The organism is Bacillus sp. NPDC060175, from assembly GCF_042728695.1.
Lineage (GTDB): Bacteria > Bacillota > Bacilli > Bacillales > Bacillaceae_G > Bacillus_A.
Genome location: NZ_JBHWYR010000091.1, coordinates 1 through 15,287, shown reverse-complemented (window position 1 = coordinate 15,287; position 15,287 = coordinate 1). Strand labels below are relative to the sequence as shown.

Annotated in this window: 17 protein-coding genes; 3 read left to right on the top strand and 14 right to left on the bottom strand. The window is 31.8% G+C overall.

Annotated elements, in window-relative coordinates; translation table 11 throughout:
* Nucleotides 1–58: 58 nt before the first annotated feature.
* The 7 genes from ACFWDE_RS26820 to ACFWDE_RS26790 all read right to left on the bottom strand — a co-directional run bounded on the left by ACFWDE_RS26820 (nt 59) and on the right by ACFWDE_RS26790 (nt 6,115).
* Nucleotides 59–289, bottom strand: coding sequence for a hypothetical protein (locus ACFWDE_RS26820; RefSeq protein WP_000789035.1), 231 nt, complete (start codon nt 287–289; stop codon nt 59–61).
* Nucleotides 290–462: 173 nt separating this feature from the next.
* A complete protein-coding gene (locus ACFWDE_RS26815) occupies nt 463–954 on the bottom strand; it encodes an invasion protein (protein WP_377895908.1) in 492 nt (163 codons plus the stop codon).
* A gap of 210 nt (nt 955–1,164) precedes the next feature.
* Complete coding sequence (locus tag ACFWDE_RS26810) at nt 1,165–1,380, bottom strand: hypothetical protein (protein ID WP_377895906.1); 216 nt, start codon at nt 1,378–1,380, stop codon at nt 1,165–1,167.
* Nucleotides 1,381–1,574: 194 nt separating this feature from the next.
* A complete protein-coding gene (locus ACFWDE_RS26805) occupies nt 1,575–1,838 on the bottom strand; it encodes a hypothetical protein (protein WP_002147285.1) in 264 nt (87 codons plus the stop codon).
* Nucleotides 1,839–2,148: 310 nt separating this feature from the next.
* Nucleotides 2,149–3,945, bottom strand: a complete 1,797-nt coding sequence (locus ACFWDE_RS26800; protein WP_377895905.1) for a Xaa-Pro dipeptidyl-peptidase — start codon at nt 3,943–3,945, stop codon at nt 2,149–2,151.
* Between the two features lie 153 nt (nt 3,946–4,098).
* The gene (locus tag ACFWDE_RS26795; protein ID WP_377895904.1) at nt 4,099–5,475 is read right to left on the bottom strand and encodes a sensor histidine kinase; all 1,377 of its coding nucleotides are present in this window, start codon (nt 5,473–5,475) and stop codon (nt 4,099–4,101) included.
* Nucleotides 5,468–6,115 carry a response regulator transcription factor gene (locus ACFWDE_RS26790; protein ID WP_377895902.1) on the bottom strand — a complete coding sequence of 216 codons (648 nt, stop codon included), beginning with the start codon at nt 6,113–6,115 and terminating at the stop codon, nt 5,468–5,470. The genes ACFWDE_RS26795 and ACFWDE_RS26790 overlap by 8 nt, the downstream gene beginning before the upstream one ends.
* 121 nt (nt 6,116–6,236) lie before the next feature.
* Here ACFWDE_RS26790 and ACFWDE_RS26785 point away from each other — a divergent pair, with 121 nt between their 5' ends.
* Nucleotides 6,237–6,653 carry a hypothetical protein gene (locus ACFWDE_RS26785; protein ID WP_377895900.1) on the top strand — a complete coding sequence of 139 codons (417 nt, stop codon included), beginning with the start codon at nt 6,237–6,239 and terminating at the stop codon, nt 6,651–6,653.
* 39 nt (nt 6,654–6,692) lie between these two features.
* Here the strand turns inward: ACFWDE_RS26785 and ACFWDE_RS26780 are convergent, their stop codons facing one another.
* The 5 genes from ACFWDE_RS26780 to ACFWDE_RS26760 all read right to left on the bottom strand — a co-directional run bounded on the left by ACFWDE_RS26780 (nt 6,693) and on the right by ACFWDE_RS26760 (nt 10,868).
* Complete coding sequence (locus ACFWDE_RS26780; protein ID WP_377895898.1) at nt 6,693–7,106, bottom strand: GNAT family N-acetyltransferase; 414 nt, start codon at nt 7,104–7,106, stop codon at nt 6,693–6,695.
* Between the two features lie 130 nt (nt 7,107–7,236).
* Nucleotides 7,237–7,911 carry an NIF family HAD-type phosphatase gene (locus ACFWDE_RS26775; protein ID WP_377895896.1) on the bottom strand — a complete coding sequence of 225 codons (675 nt, stop codon included), beginning with the start codon at nt 7,909–7,911 and terminating at the stop codon, nt 7,237–7,239.
* Between the two features lie 29 nt (nt 7,912–7,940).
* Entirely contained in the window at nt 7,941–8,642 is a 702-nt protein-coding gene (locus ACFWDE_RS26770) for a 5'-methylthioadenosine/adenosylhomocysteine nucleosidase (protein ID WP_377895894.1), read from the bottom strand.
* 33 nt (nt 8,643–8,675) lie between these two features.
* Nucleotides 8,676–10,289: a M3 family metallopeptidase gene (locus ACFWDE_RS26765; protein WP_377895892.1), complete on the bottom strand. Its 1,614-nt coding sequence runs from the start codon at nt 10,287–10,289 to the stop codon at nt 8,676–8,678.
* Nucleotides 10,290–10,508: 219 nt separating this feature from the next.
* Nucleotides 10,509–10,868, bottom strand: a complete 360-nt coding sequence (locus ACFWDE_RS26760; RefSeq protein ID WP_377895891.1) for a DUF3888 domain-containing protein — start codon at nt 10,866–10,868, stop codon at nt 10,509–10,511.
* Nucleotides 10,869–11,152: 284 nt separating this feature from the next.
* Here ACFWDE_RS26760 and ACFWDE_RS26755 point away from each other — a divergent pair, with 284 nt between their 5' ends.
* Nucleotides 11,153–11,740 carry a GNAT family N-acetyltransferase gene (locus tag ACFWDE_RS26755; protein WP_377895889.1) on the top strand — a complete coding sequence of 196 codons (588 nt, stop codon included), beginning with the start codon at nt 11,153–11,155 and terminating at the stop codon, nt 11,738–11,740.
* A gap of 218 nt (nt 11,741–11,958) precedes the next feature.
* Here the strand turns inward: ACFWDE_RS26755 and ACFWDE_RS26750 are convergent, their stop codons facing one another.
* Nucleotides 11,959–13,227: a helix-turn-helix domain-containing protein gene (locus tag ACFWDE_RS26750; protein ID WP_377895887.1), complete on the bottom strand. Its 1,269-nt coding sequence runs from the start codon at nt 13,225–13,227 to the stop codon at nt 11,959–11,961.
* A 462-nt stretch (nt 13,228–13,689) separates the two neighbouring features.
* Between ACFWDE_RS26750 and ACFWDE_RS26745 the strand changes: the two genes are divergently transcribed.
* On the top strand, nt 13,690–13,893 hold the full coding sequence (locus tag ACFWDE_RS26745; protein ID WP_377895885.1) for a hypothetical protein: 204 nt from the start codon (nt 13,690–13,692) through the stop codon (nt 13,891–13,893).
* 514 nt (nt 13,894–14,407) lie between these two features.
* Here the strand turns inward: ACFWDE_RS26745 and ACFWDE_RS26740 are convergent.
* Nucleotides 14,408–15,268, bottom strand: coding sequence for a DegV family protein (locus ACFWDE_RS26740; RefSeq protein WP_377895910.1), 861 nt, complete (start codon nt 15,266–15,268; stop codon nt 14,408–14,410).
* Nucleotides 15,269–15,287 lie beyond the last annotated feature (19 nt).

The following is a 15,287-nucleotide window of genomic DNA, read 5'->3' as shown; positions in this document are numbered from 1 at the left end:
GTGTTTTACCTTACATTTGAAAAAATCATATATAAAATATCTATAGTTACTAATCTTATCATACTAATCTATAACAATTCTGTCTTCTTCCCTTACCTGTATCTTTCAGTACATAAGACTTTAAAACGAGTGCTGTTAGTGAATCCGTTAATGTTTTATATGATAAATTTGAAAGAGCTAATAGATCATTCGTGTATAACATTCTATGCTTCTCTAATAATAATAGTACTAATCGTTCTGACGGTTTTAATGTTTCGTCGCTTTCTAGTATAAAATCTATATTTTTCATGTTCCCTAATTATTACTCCTTATATAAAAAAATGATTTTAGCAATTATTTAATATAAAAATACTACATAACAAAATTAAAGATATATCGATATAGAATACCTTTTAAACACTATTACTATAGCATATAAAAGACATTTCCCCAAATTGGAAATGCCTTTTATATGTATCTCTCTTATTTATATAATTGATATGATTGTTCTAGCCCTTTATTATATTTCGTATTATTATCCGTCCATTCTCCCCCTAAGTTTCCTGGCCATCCTGATGTATTGGCAACGTATTTAAGTAAATCCCAATCAACCAATCCTTTTCTCACACCGCGTTCATACGATTTAACCATATTAGAAATCGCTATTGTTGCATTTATTTGTGATTCCATTAAGCTCTCTTCCGATAATTGCGCTGGTGCTAAACCACCACGATGTAATTGAAATAGACCGAAAGATGTTCCTTTATCACCTATCGCTTTTCGATTAAACTTCGTTTCATGATCAGCAATAGATAATGGTATCCAATCTGGAATACCATACCTCTTTGCAACTTCACTAATTACTTGTTTATTATTTTTAATTTCTTTCTGCTTTTCATAGTTGGTATAAATTACATAACTTAAAGTAACTAACGTAAGTAATATGAATATATATTGTAGCGCTTTTTTCATCATTCCATCTCCTGATTTGTGTATGTTTCACTTTCTACATACACTATAAAACTTTTATGTGACATTCATTTGACGAAATGATATTAATTATACATAAGTGGTTACATTTTTAACTATCCATCTGAAAACTGCAATTCTTCTAAAAAGACTCCTTCAATACATAAAAATGGTCAGCCTTTCATGTATAGTACATGAAAGGCTGACTGTTTTTCACTACACTTTTTTATGTATACAGTATATCCCCACTATTATAAAACAAATTGAAATTATCGATAAAGTTGTGCCATGAATTTCATAAAATGCAGTAAAGAATTTTCCGCTTGCTCTATCCCAAATTTCTAATGAACCCGCGTAAATTGCGGAAGTTATATATGTAAGGCCGAATAGGAGAACTCCTGAAAGAACATAGGTTACTCCAATATTTTTCATTATTAGCTCACCTCCATTAATTTTATTTGTGAATAAAACAAAAAAGACCTTTATACGTTAAAGATCTTTTTCATCTTATTTTTGTTACAAAAACGCCAGAATCTAAAACAAAAACTTACTTTAGGATATTCATTTCCATATATAAATTAAAAGTTATAAGGCTACCAGCATCTTCTCGATTAACATTTATTACATTAAATATTTCTTGCAATATGTGGTTTGCTGTAATGACTCGTTCCACCGCCACCTACTACTACTTTACCACCTTTTTCGAAGATCAATAATTTACTTGAACCATCTGAAAGTAGCACTATTACTTCAGCATGGTCACTTGTCGCTACATAGATTACATAACCACTTTTGGAAATACAAGTTTCCCAATGCTTATCAAATTCTGATCTTACAACCCGATTAGAATACACTTGATTTTCAATTCTTCCTTGTTCTTCGTTTTCCAAATTTACTCTCCCTACTTTCTAAAGTATCATTTATATTAAAAAAACAGTCCTCTTTATAATAGTGACTGGCTTTAATATAAATAGTATATGTGATTATTAGGAGAGTGCTTGGACAATGAAAGTGTAACAATATTTAAGTATTTTACGAAACTTCCCTTTAATCATTAAGGATACTTCTTTAGTACTCAAATTTTGTCTCTAAAAATAATGCAAAATAACTGAAACATTTATTTATGAAGTATCAGTAAACAGATCCACTAAATATAAAAGAGCTTACAGTAGTAAGCTCTTCAATCTCATTAATAAACCTTTACTTTACAATAGGCAATGTCACTTCACTCAATTTCACCGTAAGCTTTGTTCCTGCTTTCGGTCTAATTGTATAATCGTAGTCACTTGCAATTAAAACGACTCCTATTTGATGTCCTGCTTTAAATACGTAATCATCCGGCTGCATGTCCCATGTGAATGTGTAATCTTTACCAGGTTGAATCGCCGTTGAATCATTTATACTATTCAAGTTTTGTGGATCCATCCAACCTCTCGTTACAATTTCAGGCTTTGCTCCACCGTAATCAACGAGTAATGCTGTTAAATTTGATACAGACCGATCAATATTCCCTTTAAATGAAATCTTCGGCGTACCGCTTATTCGCATATCATTTTGCAGTACAGGCATTGTATATACTAATCGATTTGCTACTTCTAGCTCTGGGTTTTCTACTAATTGATTTGATTTTATTTTTGCATCATCTACAAATGAGAAAACATTGTTTACTGACCCCATACTTAATGGTAGATTGACTGCTTTATTACTTAAATACATACGAATTTTTGATGGTACAGCCGCTGGATCTGGCCAATTTTTTATTTTTTGCCACGTTTTATTTTCACGTTGCACATCAACCATCGGTTCATCCATAATTCCATTTTCAATTCCATATAACCAATAATCGAACCATTTATTTTGCGTTTGCTGCCAGTTATTACTTGATGTTCCTCCATGTCCCCCTTGGTGTAACCACATTTTACGAGGAACATTATTTTCACCAAGAGCTTCCCACCACTGTGCGAACTGCTTCGTTTTTACATTCCAATCATTTAGCCCGTGAACAACAAACACACTAGCCTTCACATTTTTAGCATCTTTTACATAGTTACGCTTATCCCAAAAGTCGTTATAATCGCCTGTTTTACGATCTTGTCCAGCAGTAAGTTCTTTAATGATCGGACCACAAACTTCAGGGTTCTTTCTTGTCAGTACTGCTTCAGCCATATTATCTGTATCTTCTCCTTGATAACCTCCTGGCGCAATAACTGCTCCATTTGCACGATAATAATCGTACCAACTACTAATTGCTGCAATTGGTATAATTGTTTTTAACCCTTCCACTCCAGTCGTTGCGACAGCATTTGGCAATGTCCCATTATAAGAAGCTCCTGTCATTCCTACATTTCCTGTAGACCAATTTGCATTTACTTCCTTGCCATCCCCTGTATATGCTTTTGCACGACCATTCACCCAATCAATAACAGACTTAGTCCCTAGTATTTCTTGTTCATCTCCGGTTGTCGGACATCCATCTGATTTTCCAGTTCCGATACTTTCACCTAAAATAACTGCATATCCTCTTGGAACATAATAATTGCCGTATGAACCAAGATTAACCGCTGCATACGGTTTTCCTTCATACGCATACAATTCTTCATCAACATTATAAACAGGAACGTCTTTTAATCCAGATCGATATGGACTCATTTCATATATAACAGGAACTTTTACATTTGATTCTGTCTTTGGACGCATAACTTTAATTGATACTCGATCTTTCTTACCATCTCTATCACTATCGACTTCTGTCTCTACAAATAAATTTTCAATAATTGCCTCATCAAGAGAATAGATTGGTTTCGTCATCCCATTTTCCAATTGAATTTTTGTGTTTGGAGTTAAAGCTTCTGAAACTTGACCATTTAACTTAACATCACTCCCTTTTACAGAGCTCCCTTCCTTATTTTTTGCATGTGCAGTCATACTAGAAACTCCTGAAGTAATTGTTAAAGATAATATAGCTGAAAGTGTTATTGCTAATTTCTTTTTCTTCATGCCCTTCCCTCCCATATATTCCTTCTCTTACTATACATCAAAAATACAGAAAATTCAGTTTATATTTTACAGAAAGTTGAGAAAATTGTAGAACATTAGAACCTTTCAAGATAATAGAACCTTTCAAGATAATAGAAAAGGAACTAATAACAATTAGTTCCTTTCTATATACATATAAAATTGTATTTCTCCATCTTCTACCAAAACTCCGTATTCAAAACCATGTCTTTCTAATATACTTTTTACAATCGCTAATCCTAATCCAGTACCTGATTTTTCTTTACTACGTGAAGACTCCAATACGTAAAAAGGCTCCCAAATTTTATCTATCTCTTTAATTCCCTCAGCAGCAATACCATTTTTAATTTGAAAATATAGAAGATCCTTTTTCTCTTCTAATACGATTTTTATATTTCGATTCGTTGTATATTTTATCGCATTAGAAATTAAATTTTGAAAGACCATTCTCATTTTATTTAAATCAGCATAAACAATCGCATCGCCAACACTATAATCTATCTGCAAATCGATTTCTTTCGATTCCAATTCGATTTTATGCTTATCTATAATACTTTGAACTAATGGTTCAATAGGGAATTCTTCTTTCTGTAAAATATCTCTTTCTAGTTTAGAAAATCGCAATAACTCTTCAATTAAATTTGAAATTTGATCTGTTTGTTTAATGATTGTATCCAAATATGTACCATCATCTAAACCATCTTTAATTCCCATAGAATATGCTTTTACTAATGCGATTGGTGTTTTTAATTCATGAGTTACATCACCCATAAATCGTTTTAAGTGGTCATTTCGATCTGTTAAATCTTGATGTGCTTCATGTAATTTATCACTCATAATGTTTATACTATTTGCTAAATCACCTATTTCATCATTCGTTTTAACTTTCGTCCGTTTAAATTTCAGACGTGAAATATCTTCTGCGACATCACTCAATTCTTTCAGTGGAGTAGTGATTGTTTTTGAAAGAATCCAAACAAGAACAATAATAAGAACTATTGAGATTCCTAAAATGTATAAGTAAAGTGTGTTAAGCGTTTTAATCACTTCATTAGAATGTGCGATAGAAACTCCTACTAAAATCAACATATCATCTTTCGCAATGTATTTCGCAAAAAAACTAGATTTTATCTTTTCTTGATCATATATTTTATTCGAATGTCCGAGGTTCTTCACTTTCGTAATTTCTTCTTTTGTAATCCAAAGTTTATTCAATGCAACTCTCTTTTTTGTAAGTTGCATGCGTAATTCTTCATTAATTGCATCTTCTGAACTATTTATTGATGTATAAGCAATCGTAACATTACCTTCATTTTCAATACGATTTATAGCATCATCCAGTTCTTTACGCGGTATTGACTGTATTTGCGCTGTAATGCCTTCTAAGCTTTCGCGTGTTTTGTGCACATTATATTTTGGTAAAAAATAGTTAATTAATAATAAAGAGACCGTATAAATAAGGATGACTGTTAAAGAGATGCTGAAAAATAACTTTTTACCGAGTTTATTCACACTCTTCCTCCAAACTGTATCCTAAACCGCGATGTGTCTTTATAATATTTTCTCCTATTTTTTTACGTAATCTTCTTACATGCGTATCAACCGTTCGCTCTTCCCCAAAATAATCAAATCCCCAGACGATATCTAACAACTTTTTCCTCGTTAAAATCGTACCTTTATGATTTAAAAAGCACTTTATTAATTGTAATTCTGTCTTTGTAATGTCTAATTCTTTTTCATTTTTATACACTTTATTTTTGGTGAAATCTATTTTTAAATCTTGAACTTGAATCACATCATCATGCTGTACAAGCTTTTTCGCTCGCGTAATTAGCACTCCTGGATGAAATGGTTTTTTCACATACTCATCTGCCCCGCTTTGAAGAGCTGCTAATTCATCTTCACTTTCACTTTTCGCAGTAAGCATTAATACTTTTACACTCGAATTCTTTTTTATTTCCTGACAGACAGTAATACCATTACTTTTCGGCATCATCCAGTCTAAAATAGCTAAGTCAATTTTCTCATCATAAAATATTTGAAGTGCTTCCTCTCCATCCTTTGCTAATAAAACTTCGAAGCCTTCTTTTTCAAAATAAGCTTTTAAAATTTTCAACATATCTTGTTCATCATCTGCGATTAATACTTTCATTACATTTCCTCCATTACCTATAAACAAATATCAATTTTATCATACAACTTCTTTGTTACATCAATGTGACATAAAAATATTTACAATGTTTGAGGGTATAGTAAGTGTGAGGTGTTGTTTCATGTTCAAAAAAATAGGAGTCATTACTCTTCTCTTCTTTTTATTATCAACAAATGCGTTCGCAAATACAAATAAACAAATTGAAGTATTTGATTGCAAAAAAGAAATGGTAGTCCAAAAGCAATCTTTAGATGCGGCTATTCAAAAAGAAGCAGTTCAATATGCAAAATCAATTACTGGTCCATTTAAAAACTTAAATGTCGTTCCGAGAGATGGTCATATGATAAAAATCCCGTTATCGAAACCCGTTCCTATTACAAATCAATGGTTACATACAACAATCGATGAAGTACTCATCCTTCTCCCACTTAATGAAAAACCTTACATTATGCTTTACGATGATGAGAATAATCCTCATTTTTATTATGTAAAAGGTGATCCGAAGGGACTATTGAAACAAATGAATGTTAAGATATAATTGCTTAAGAAAGGTTCCGTACATGAGTATGGGACCTTTCTACAATCTTATAAAGTGACTTGAACCTTTATAAGATTCTCCTTTTACAAATCCATTTGCGCAATAAAACTCATCACCTTGCTTCGTATCCGTATGTAGAACAACAACGTAAAAATACTTTTCCGCATGTCTTAATAGTTGCTTTAATAACAACTTCCCTAATCCGATGCGCCGATAATCCTTTGAAATATAAAACCTTCTTAATCGGCCAATCTTTAAACCTTTCGTATTTGGATCTTGATTTAATCCTCCAATACCAATTAACGTATCACCTCGAAAAACGCCATATAAACATTCGCCCGTATTACTAAATGTATTTCTTTTACTTTCATATTCATTTACTAATTTTATTAGGAAGTTAAAACCTTCTTCTTTACTTCCCATAACAAGATGATTAATCTCATATTTAAACAAATCTTCAATCTGCTTAATTTGTATATCTTCCAGCTTAATCCCCCACTTTCTCTATCCAAATGTATCTTTTTGAAAAATAAAAATGCCCAAGAATATATCATCCTGAGCATTCATTTGAATGTGAACTTATTCATTTTGTTATGTAAGTATTCTTCAATTCTGGTAATATGTCCTTCAGTTCCATTAAATCATCAATTACTAAATCAGCACGAGCAAGTTCATCTTCTTGTGCAAAATCAAAATTACATCCAATTGCAATTAGACCATTATCTTTTGCAGCGTTAATATCCGATAAACGATCCCCAACTACCACTGCCTCTTTGATATCGTATTTTATCAAAATACTTTTTACTAAGTCACCTTTATTTAGCGAGTGTATTTGTTCAATACTGAATGTTTCCGTAACCCATTGGTCTAAATCATAATAAGATACGATTGCTTGTAAATATTCCGTTAAGCCGTTACTAGCAATGTAAACAGAACAATTATTTTCTTTTATAAAACTAAAAACTTCCTTTACATTCGGATATAAAGCACCATTTCCGCTCTTTATATTTTCAATTAATCTTTCTAAGAAATATGCATCCGTTTGTTCTCTTACTTCATTAGAATGGTTCGGCAATAAAGCTTCCCAAACTTTAGGTAAAGGAACACCCATAATTTCACGGTATTTATCAATAGGTGTTTCCGCATCCCATAATTGTAGTGAGCGTAAATGATCAAATGTATCATCTAGTGATAATTCTAAGATTTTATCTGTTTGAAATAAAGTTCCATCCATATCGAAAATTAGTGCTTGCAACATTTTATACTCTCCCATTCTTTACGTATTAACTACAATACAGCTTTACTCGAAATATTTTTAAGCATCTCAACAATAATTTCTGAACAATAATTCGCTGCGGTTTTCGCGAAATCATCATATGAAACTTGCGCCTCATCATCTGCACTATCAGAAATGCATCTCAAAACTAGAAATGGTATGTCATTTATATAAGCAACATGTCCAATTGCCGCTCCTTCCATTTCTGTACAATGAGGTGCATATTCAGTGACTAATTGCTCCTTTAATTTTGAATCCTCGACGAAGCATTCTCCGCTGACGATTCTTCCTTCATGTACAGAAACATTTAAACTACTACTATTACAAGCTTCTCGCGCTAACTCTCTTAACTCTTTACTTGCAATAAAAGATTCTTGGAACGGAAATAAATTCTTCATTTGATTTTTACTAACATCATGATGAGTAACATTTGTAGAAATAACTAAATCGCCAACTTTCACATCAGGATGCAATCCACCCGCAACTCCTGTATTAATGATAGTGTCTACATCAAACTTATTAATTAATATTTGTGTACATACGGCAGCATTTACTTTTCCTACACCACATCGCGTAATAATAATTTCTGTATCCATGTAGTTTCCTTTATAAAAAGGCATTCCCGCAATTGTATGTTCCTCTTTTATATGTAGTTTTTCTAAAAGTAAGTCTATTTCAATTTGCATTGCTCCGATAATACCGATTCTGTTCATGTGTGTATTCCCCTTTATTAATTTGTGCTCCCCCTACATAATCTGCAAATATTCATCAATATCTTTTTCAATTTGTATAAAAGCTTTATTCCAAAATTCATAATTTGTTAAATCGATTTCAAAATGTATTTTCATAAGCTCTTCAACTGGAGCTTTTCCCGTTTCTCGCAAAAATTCTTTATACCTCAAATGAAATTCACTTTTATTTTCTTTCACTAATTCTAGTAAACTAAAACTTACTAAATAACCAAATGTGTATGGATAATTATAAAAAGGAACATCTGCTATATAAAACTGAACGTATTTCATCCAAACAAACGGCTGGTATTCTGTTAGTGCATTTCCGTATGCCTTTTCTTGCGCGGCTATAGATAATTTCTCAATTTCATCAGCACTTATAGGACCTTCTTTATTTTTTTCATAAAAACTCTTTTCGAACTGGAACGATGCACGAATTGCCATAACATAATTAAAGCTATTTCTAATTTTCCAGCTAAGCAATGCCTTTTTCATTTCTGTACATTCTGCTGTTTTTATTAAGTGATCTACAAGCACCATCTCAAAGAAAATAGACGCTGATTCTGCTGTACTCATTGGCAGATAATCATCTAAAAATGAAGTAGATCGATCAAAACTCATATTATAAAAATGCCAAGCATGTCCTAACTCATGAGCAAGTACTCTTACACTATCGATACTTCCGTCATAACGCATAGAGATTCGCGATTCTTTTTCACTGAAAAAAGGAGCGCAAAATCCACCTGGTGGTTTACTGTCTCTTGGTTCCGCATCTACCCATCCATTTGCTATTGCATTTCGTGCAAATTCTGCTAATTCTTCATCTATATTTTTTAGTGCATCATATATATTTTTTACTGCTACTGAAAAAGGAATAACGGTCTCATTACTTTCTTTTAATGTCATAAGTTCATGCCATGTAATCGAATTCTTTTCCTTTTTAAAAGCGTTTAAAGCACTTACTAGCTTATCAAGTTTAGATTCCGTTGCATCCCACATTTGTGATAATACAACTTCAGAAATGCCATTCATTTGAAGGGATTGAGTTAGAACTGCTCTCCTTTCTAATTCATTACTCTTTGTGTTACGTAATCTTCCTATTTGATTCAATACAGTAGCAAAGATTTCTTTTTCCTTATTCAAAGCATTTGTAAGAGAATCGAATACTTTTAACCTTTCATTATGATCATCACTATTCATCGCAACGTAATTTGCTTGTCCAAAAGATGAAGTCTCTTTATCATGAGTTATTTCTAATTTATTCCGTAATTGTATGTACATATCTTCCCAAGCTTTTAGTTCATTTTCTATTAGTTTAATACTTAAATTATTAGTATCTTGTTGCTTACTAGATTCTATTAATAGCTGAACTTCTTTCTTTAATTGATTTATTTTTACACTTAGTAAAGCATTTTCAGGTTGTACATCCTCTTCAGTGGAACGGCAATACAAATAACATTCCGCCTTTTCGATAGCTTGAATAAGTTGTGAAAGGATTACTGAGTCTTTCGTTGCTTTATATTCAATTTTTAATCTTTCTATCGTTTCTATAGAAAACGTGAAGTTTTGTTTTTGAGGATATAGCCTGTCCAAATCCCATCGAGATTGGGCTTGTATTATTTTATTCATTTTGCACCCTCCTTTTTTTACAAATAGTTACAAAATACCACTCTCTTCACTATTATATATGAACTATCTAAATTTTAATATCTTGAAATATTCAAACTTATATGAATGTAATTTGATATTTCATTTTCTATTTCTTCCTATTTATATGAGTTGTAAGTATTACTACTTCTTCTAGGGAATTTCTAGGTTCGTATAGACTACACTGTTTATTTACTCTTTCTATTGTTTGAAGTTTATAACTTTTACTCCACTTGGATTAATGTTATAAGTAATTGTTACAACATGATTTGGTGGGTTATGGGCGTTTGTATAAGTTCGATACTTTGCAACGACAATGAAGTTAAAAGTGTATTTTGGGGATCTGTCAATTTTTATAACCTTCGCATCAGTTAAACTATACTGATGCGAAGGTCCAAGTTTGCTTTGAATCGTTCGACTTGCATACGGAGCCAATAAAGTGTTATATGAATCATAAAAATCTTTATCAGATATGTTAGCTGCGTTTCCTTCTTTCGGAGATGCAAATATGACCATTATTAAAATTCCGTAAATTATTAGGGATAGTTTACTCTTTAGCATGAGGTTCACTCCAGGCTTATTAGATGATAAGCTTTAGAATGCTCTAAAAAATAATGACTATTCTTTTTATGTTATTCTTAGCTTACTAAGCATCAAATAAATCAGAGCTTTTACTTGCGAGTCAATCTTTTTAATAACATTTATGCTATCTCGAATGACTGGAACTGATTTTTAAATATATTTCAAACAGATCGAAAAAAAATACCAACCTAACAATCTAAAGATGCTGACTTTTACCGATATATATATGAATTTAAACATAGAAGAAAGTGAGAAAATAACTTATGACTACTCATATTGTACAATCGACAGACTATAGCCAAGTATCTGATGCATTACGACGCGAAATTGCTGTAATGCTACAGCGGGTTTGGCCAGATTCCGATCCCCTGCCTGAGGGGAAAATTCCTGAAACACATCTTAAAGAATTTAATGTACACTCATTTTATTCCTATATAGATGAAAAGCTAGTCAGCTATGCAGGTGTAGTGCGCAAAACTATCCATCATAAGGGACAACCATTTAATATAGCCGGACTGAGTTGTGTAGCGACTGATCCAGATTATCATGGTCAAGGTTTAGGTTTACATACAGTTACTGCCGCTACCGAATGGATTGAAAAACAAAGCGATATAGATTTCGGTATATTTACATGTAAACCGTCTTTAGCTCCCTTTTATAATCGTGCTGGCTCTTGGCCTGTTATACAAGATGTAGTACTTATTGGTAGAGAAGATGAAAATGCTTTATCTAGTGCATCCTTAGAAGTTGCTGTTTTAATGCGTTTGTTTTCAAAGAAAGCGAAATCTCATAAATCAATATTGCGCCATACCACTATTAATCTTGATTTTCCAGTTGGGCAGTTTCTATAATACAGATAAACAAAAGCCAATTCCCATATGATAAGGACATTGGCTTTTTCTTTTTTATTTTGCTTCACATACGGAATTCGTATTTTGTGATTCCTTCCCATACAGAACGGCTAATGTGGGATAAAAAAAGGGTCTCCCTAAGAGCGTTAAAACACGTAATCTTTAGGATAACCTCTAATAATTTATAAACTAAGAAAACATATTACTGAAACCCTGTTTTAATCCATTTTATTTTCAGCTGAAATTTTAAAGTACTTCGCAGATAATTTATAAGAGCGATTCTCATTATAAAAGTTACCTAATTCATAGGATAATTCAGCAACTAAGCGATGTTGCTTTTTTTCTACTCCCACTTCAATTACTTTTTGCATATTTTTCTCGTATTCATAATAATCTCCACGTATTTTGAATACTTTAGCTTTCAAACCATATAGTTGGACATGTGCAATTGGTACATCATAAATCGATAAAAAATGAAATGCTTCATCCATAACTTTATTAACATTTTTCCAATCTTTAAGTTCTATGTACACCTCTATCATGTTTCGTAATGCATATACCTTTTGATCTTTCTCCGATAAAAATCCACTTAACTCCAAAGTTTCTTCATAGTATTTAATGGCATTCGTATAGTCTTTCAAACCTTGATAAATTTTCCCGTAATCATAAGAAATGATAGGTAAATACTTTGAATCACCATTAGTAGCCAAACTATTTTCTACCTGCTGTAAAATTTCAAGTGCCTTTTCATATAACTCATCCATAATATACAATACGGCAAGCATTAAAAGTGCATTTATTACGTTTTTCTGCATACCGTTTTTTCTGTATATATTGAAAGCTTTTAAGGCATACAAACGACTAATACTTTTATCTTTATAAAGCTCCTTATATACATGACATAAATTATAGTATATATGAGCATGTTGTTCAGTTTCTTCTACTCCAAGTAAACTCTCAGCCTGTACATAAATATCATGCGCAGCAATGTAGTCTTGTTTATTATAAAAATAATAACCTCGAGATTTTAAATAATAAATATAATCTTCAGGATCTTGCATTTCGACCTGACTTGGTATCATTTGCGAAGCTTGATCTACAAACGACTTCACATATAACAAGTTTTTTTGGCGGGCATGATAGTATATAAGTACACCATATACCTTTAATAATAAAGGGATTGAATCCACTTCACGAACATATAATTCTAATGAGGATAATTCAGCTTCAGTTATACTTTTATCTTTTTTATATTTATTACATATTTCAAGAATAGTAAGCTTTATCTCCTCGTGATTACCTTCTATGAGATAATCGCCATCAACATCCAGTTTCTTAGAAACTTTCTTTAAAAAAGAAGATGATGGTTTTATTTTCCCACTCTCAATTCTACTTAAATAGGTTACTGAGCATATTTCTGATACGAGCTCCCCCTGTGTTAATCCTTTATGCATACGAACTTGCCGAATACGTTCCCCAATTTCCATCTCTCTACTCTCCCTATTTAACCATTTCATGCTTTTTACTAATTAAGTCATTATGTATTTCTTAATCTTTCATACTATATAAAATGGGCATTCTCACATATGTAAAAAAATGTATCGATTATTTAAATTGTACATTCATACTTTGATTATTTCTATACTTCTTGTTAAATTAAATGGTGAAAAATCGATTTTTCCGGCTATTTTTTTCATACAATTTTACTACTTGTTATTAACAAAGACAGCGCCATATACTTGAATTACGATAAACTTAATAAAAAGGATTCAATCAAATGTAAACTAGCAATCTTAGTTTAGATAGTATGGTTGGTTACACTTGCCTAGTACATAGAAGGCATCTATTGTAAATCAAAAATAAATTAAATGAGCTTAATAAACGAATTATAAATATCATATCCTATATAGTTTATCGAATAATTTATTAAACAAGAAAGGTTGATAAACATGATTGTAAGACTAAAAAACGAATCAGCACGAAAAATAGTAAGGTATGTTGGAGGAGCCGTTTTACTTTTAATGCTAGCATCTTTCCTTTATCAGTGGAAAAATGACTTAGTAATTGATCATACTGAAAGAGTCAGCTTCGCACTCGCCATCACTACTTTCCTATCTACCTTCATACCTTTTAAAGAGAAAGTTAATAAATAATTACATATTTTTCATTCGCATAAAACATTTATTTTAGAATTAAAAAAGGATTCAATCAAATGTTAACCATTATTCTTAATTTAAATAGTATGGTTAGTTAAACTTGCCGATTACATATAGGGCATCTATTGTAAACCGAAAATAAATTAAATAGGCTTAATAGATGAATTATAAATATCAATCCTATAAGTTAGTTTATCGAATTATTTATTAAATATGAAAGGGCGATAACTATGATTGTAAAACCTAAAAACGATTCAACACGAAAAATAGTAAGATATTCTGGAGGATCCGCAACTCTTTTAATACTAGCATCCTTCCTTTATCAGTGGAACAATGGTTTAGTAATTGATGATACTGAAACATTTGGTTTCATACTAGCCTTCACCGTTTTCCTATCTACCCTCTTACCTACTAAAAAGAAAGCTACTAACTAATAAAAAATTACATGTTTTTCATTCATAAAAAACAATTATATTAGAATTAAAAAAGGATTGATCAAAAGATCAATCCTTTACTCTACTTCATTTAAGAAAAATAATGTTATAACACCAGGTCCTGTATGTGCTCCGATTGCTGCTCCAATTGTATTTACGATAAATACTTCACAGCCAAATCTTTCAGTAATTAATGCTTTTAATGCTTCAGCTGTTTCTAAGTCGTCACCGTGAGTCATACCGATTGTTTGATCTTTAAGGTCTTTTCCGCGCTCTTCCATAATATCAACAATACGACTTAATACTTTCTTTTTCCCTCGCACCTTTTCAAGTGGTATAAGTTTTCCCTCTTCCACGTTTAAGATCGGCTTAATGTTTAATAAACCGCCGATAAAACCTGCTACTTTACTTAAACGTCCACCTCTAACAAGGTACTGTAAGTCAGCTACAGTGAAGATATGTTCCATATGCTCCATTAGAAAAGCGACACGGTTTAAGATGTCCTCTTTTGATGCACCCTCTTTTGCCATTTTTGCAGCTTCTAATACGACAATACCTTGACCGAGTGAGGCACATTTTGTATCAATAATTTCTAAATCTAAATCAGCATATGTTTCTTTCACTTCTTCTTTAATAACAACTGACGATTGATATGTACCAGACAATTCAGATGAAAAGGCTAAATATATACAAGGGTTACCTTCTTTTCCATAGGAAACAAATTTTTCTTGGAATGTTTCAAGTGAAGGCAATGACGTTTTATAAACTGCGCCTTCTCTCATTTTTTGCAGTAATGTAACTGATTTTAATGTAACCCCATCTAAATACTCTGTTTCTGCTTCATCATATACACGGAGTGGAATTAAATCAATATCATATGCTTGCAGCAATTCTACCGGTAAATCCGCCGCACTATCCGTAATGATTTTAACACCCATTTTTAAACCTCTATTCTGT

Bases quoted from the DNA above. Each gene is read 5' to 3' on its own strand.
- ACFWDE_RS26820 (WP_000789035.1), bottom strand. From the start codon at position 289: ATGAAAAATATAGATTTTATACTAGAAAGCGACGAAACATTAAAACCG.
- ACFWDE_RS26815 (WP_377895908.1), bottom strand. From the start codon at position 954: ATGATGAAAAAAGCGCTACAATATATATTCATATTACTTACGTTAGTT.
- ACFWDE_RS26810 (WP_377895906.1), bottom strand. From the start codon at position 1,380: ATGAAAAATATTGGAGTAACCTATGTTCTTTCAGGAGTTCTCCTATTC.
- ACFWDE_RS26800 (WP_377895905.1), bottom strand. From the start codon at position 3,945: ATGAAGAAAAAGAAATTAGCAATAACACTTTCAGCTATATTATCTTTA.
- ACFWDE_RS26790 (WP_377895902.1), bottom strand. From the start codon at position 6,115: ATGAAAGTATTAATCGCAGATGATGAACAAGATATGTTGAAAATTTTA.
- ACFWDE_RS26785 (WP_377895900.1), top strand. From the start codon at position 6,237: ATGTTCAAAAAAATAGGAGTCATTACTCTTCTCTTCTTTTTATTATCA.
- ACFWDE_RS26775 (WP_377895896.1), bottom strand. From the start codon at position 7,911: ATGTTGCAAGCACTAATTTTCGATATGGATGGAACTTTATTTCAAACA.
- ACFWDE_RS26770 (WP_377895894.1), bottom strand. From the start codon at position 8,642: ATGAACAGAATCGGTATTATCGGAGCAATGCAAATTGAAATAGACTTA.
- ACFWDE_RS26765 (WP_377895892.1), bottom strand. From the start codon at position 10,289: ATGAATAAAATAATACAAGCCCAATCTCGATGGGATTTGGACAGGCTA.
- ACFWDE_RS26760 (WP_377895891.1), bottom strand. From the start codon at position 10,868: ATGCTAAAGAGTAAACTATCCCTAATAATTTACGGAATTTTAATAATG.
- ACFWDE_RS26755 (WP_377895889.1), top strand. From the start codon at position 11,153: ATGACTACTCATATTGTACAATCGACAGACTATAGCCAAGTATCTGAT.
- ACFWDE_RS26750 (WP_377895887.1), bottom strand. From the start codon at position 13,227: ATGGAAATTGGGGAACGTATTCGGCAAGTTCGTATGCATAAAGGATTA.
- ACFWDE_RS26745 (WP_377895885.1), top strand. From the start codon at position 13,690: ATGATTGTAAGACTAAAAAACGAATCAGCACGAAAAATAGTAAGGTAT.
- ACFWDE_RS26740 (WP_377895910.1), bottom strand. From the start codon at position 15,268: ATGGGTGTTAAAATCATTACGGATAGTGCGGCGGATTTACCGGTAGAA.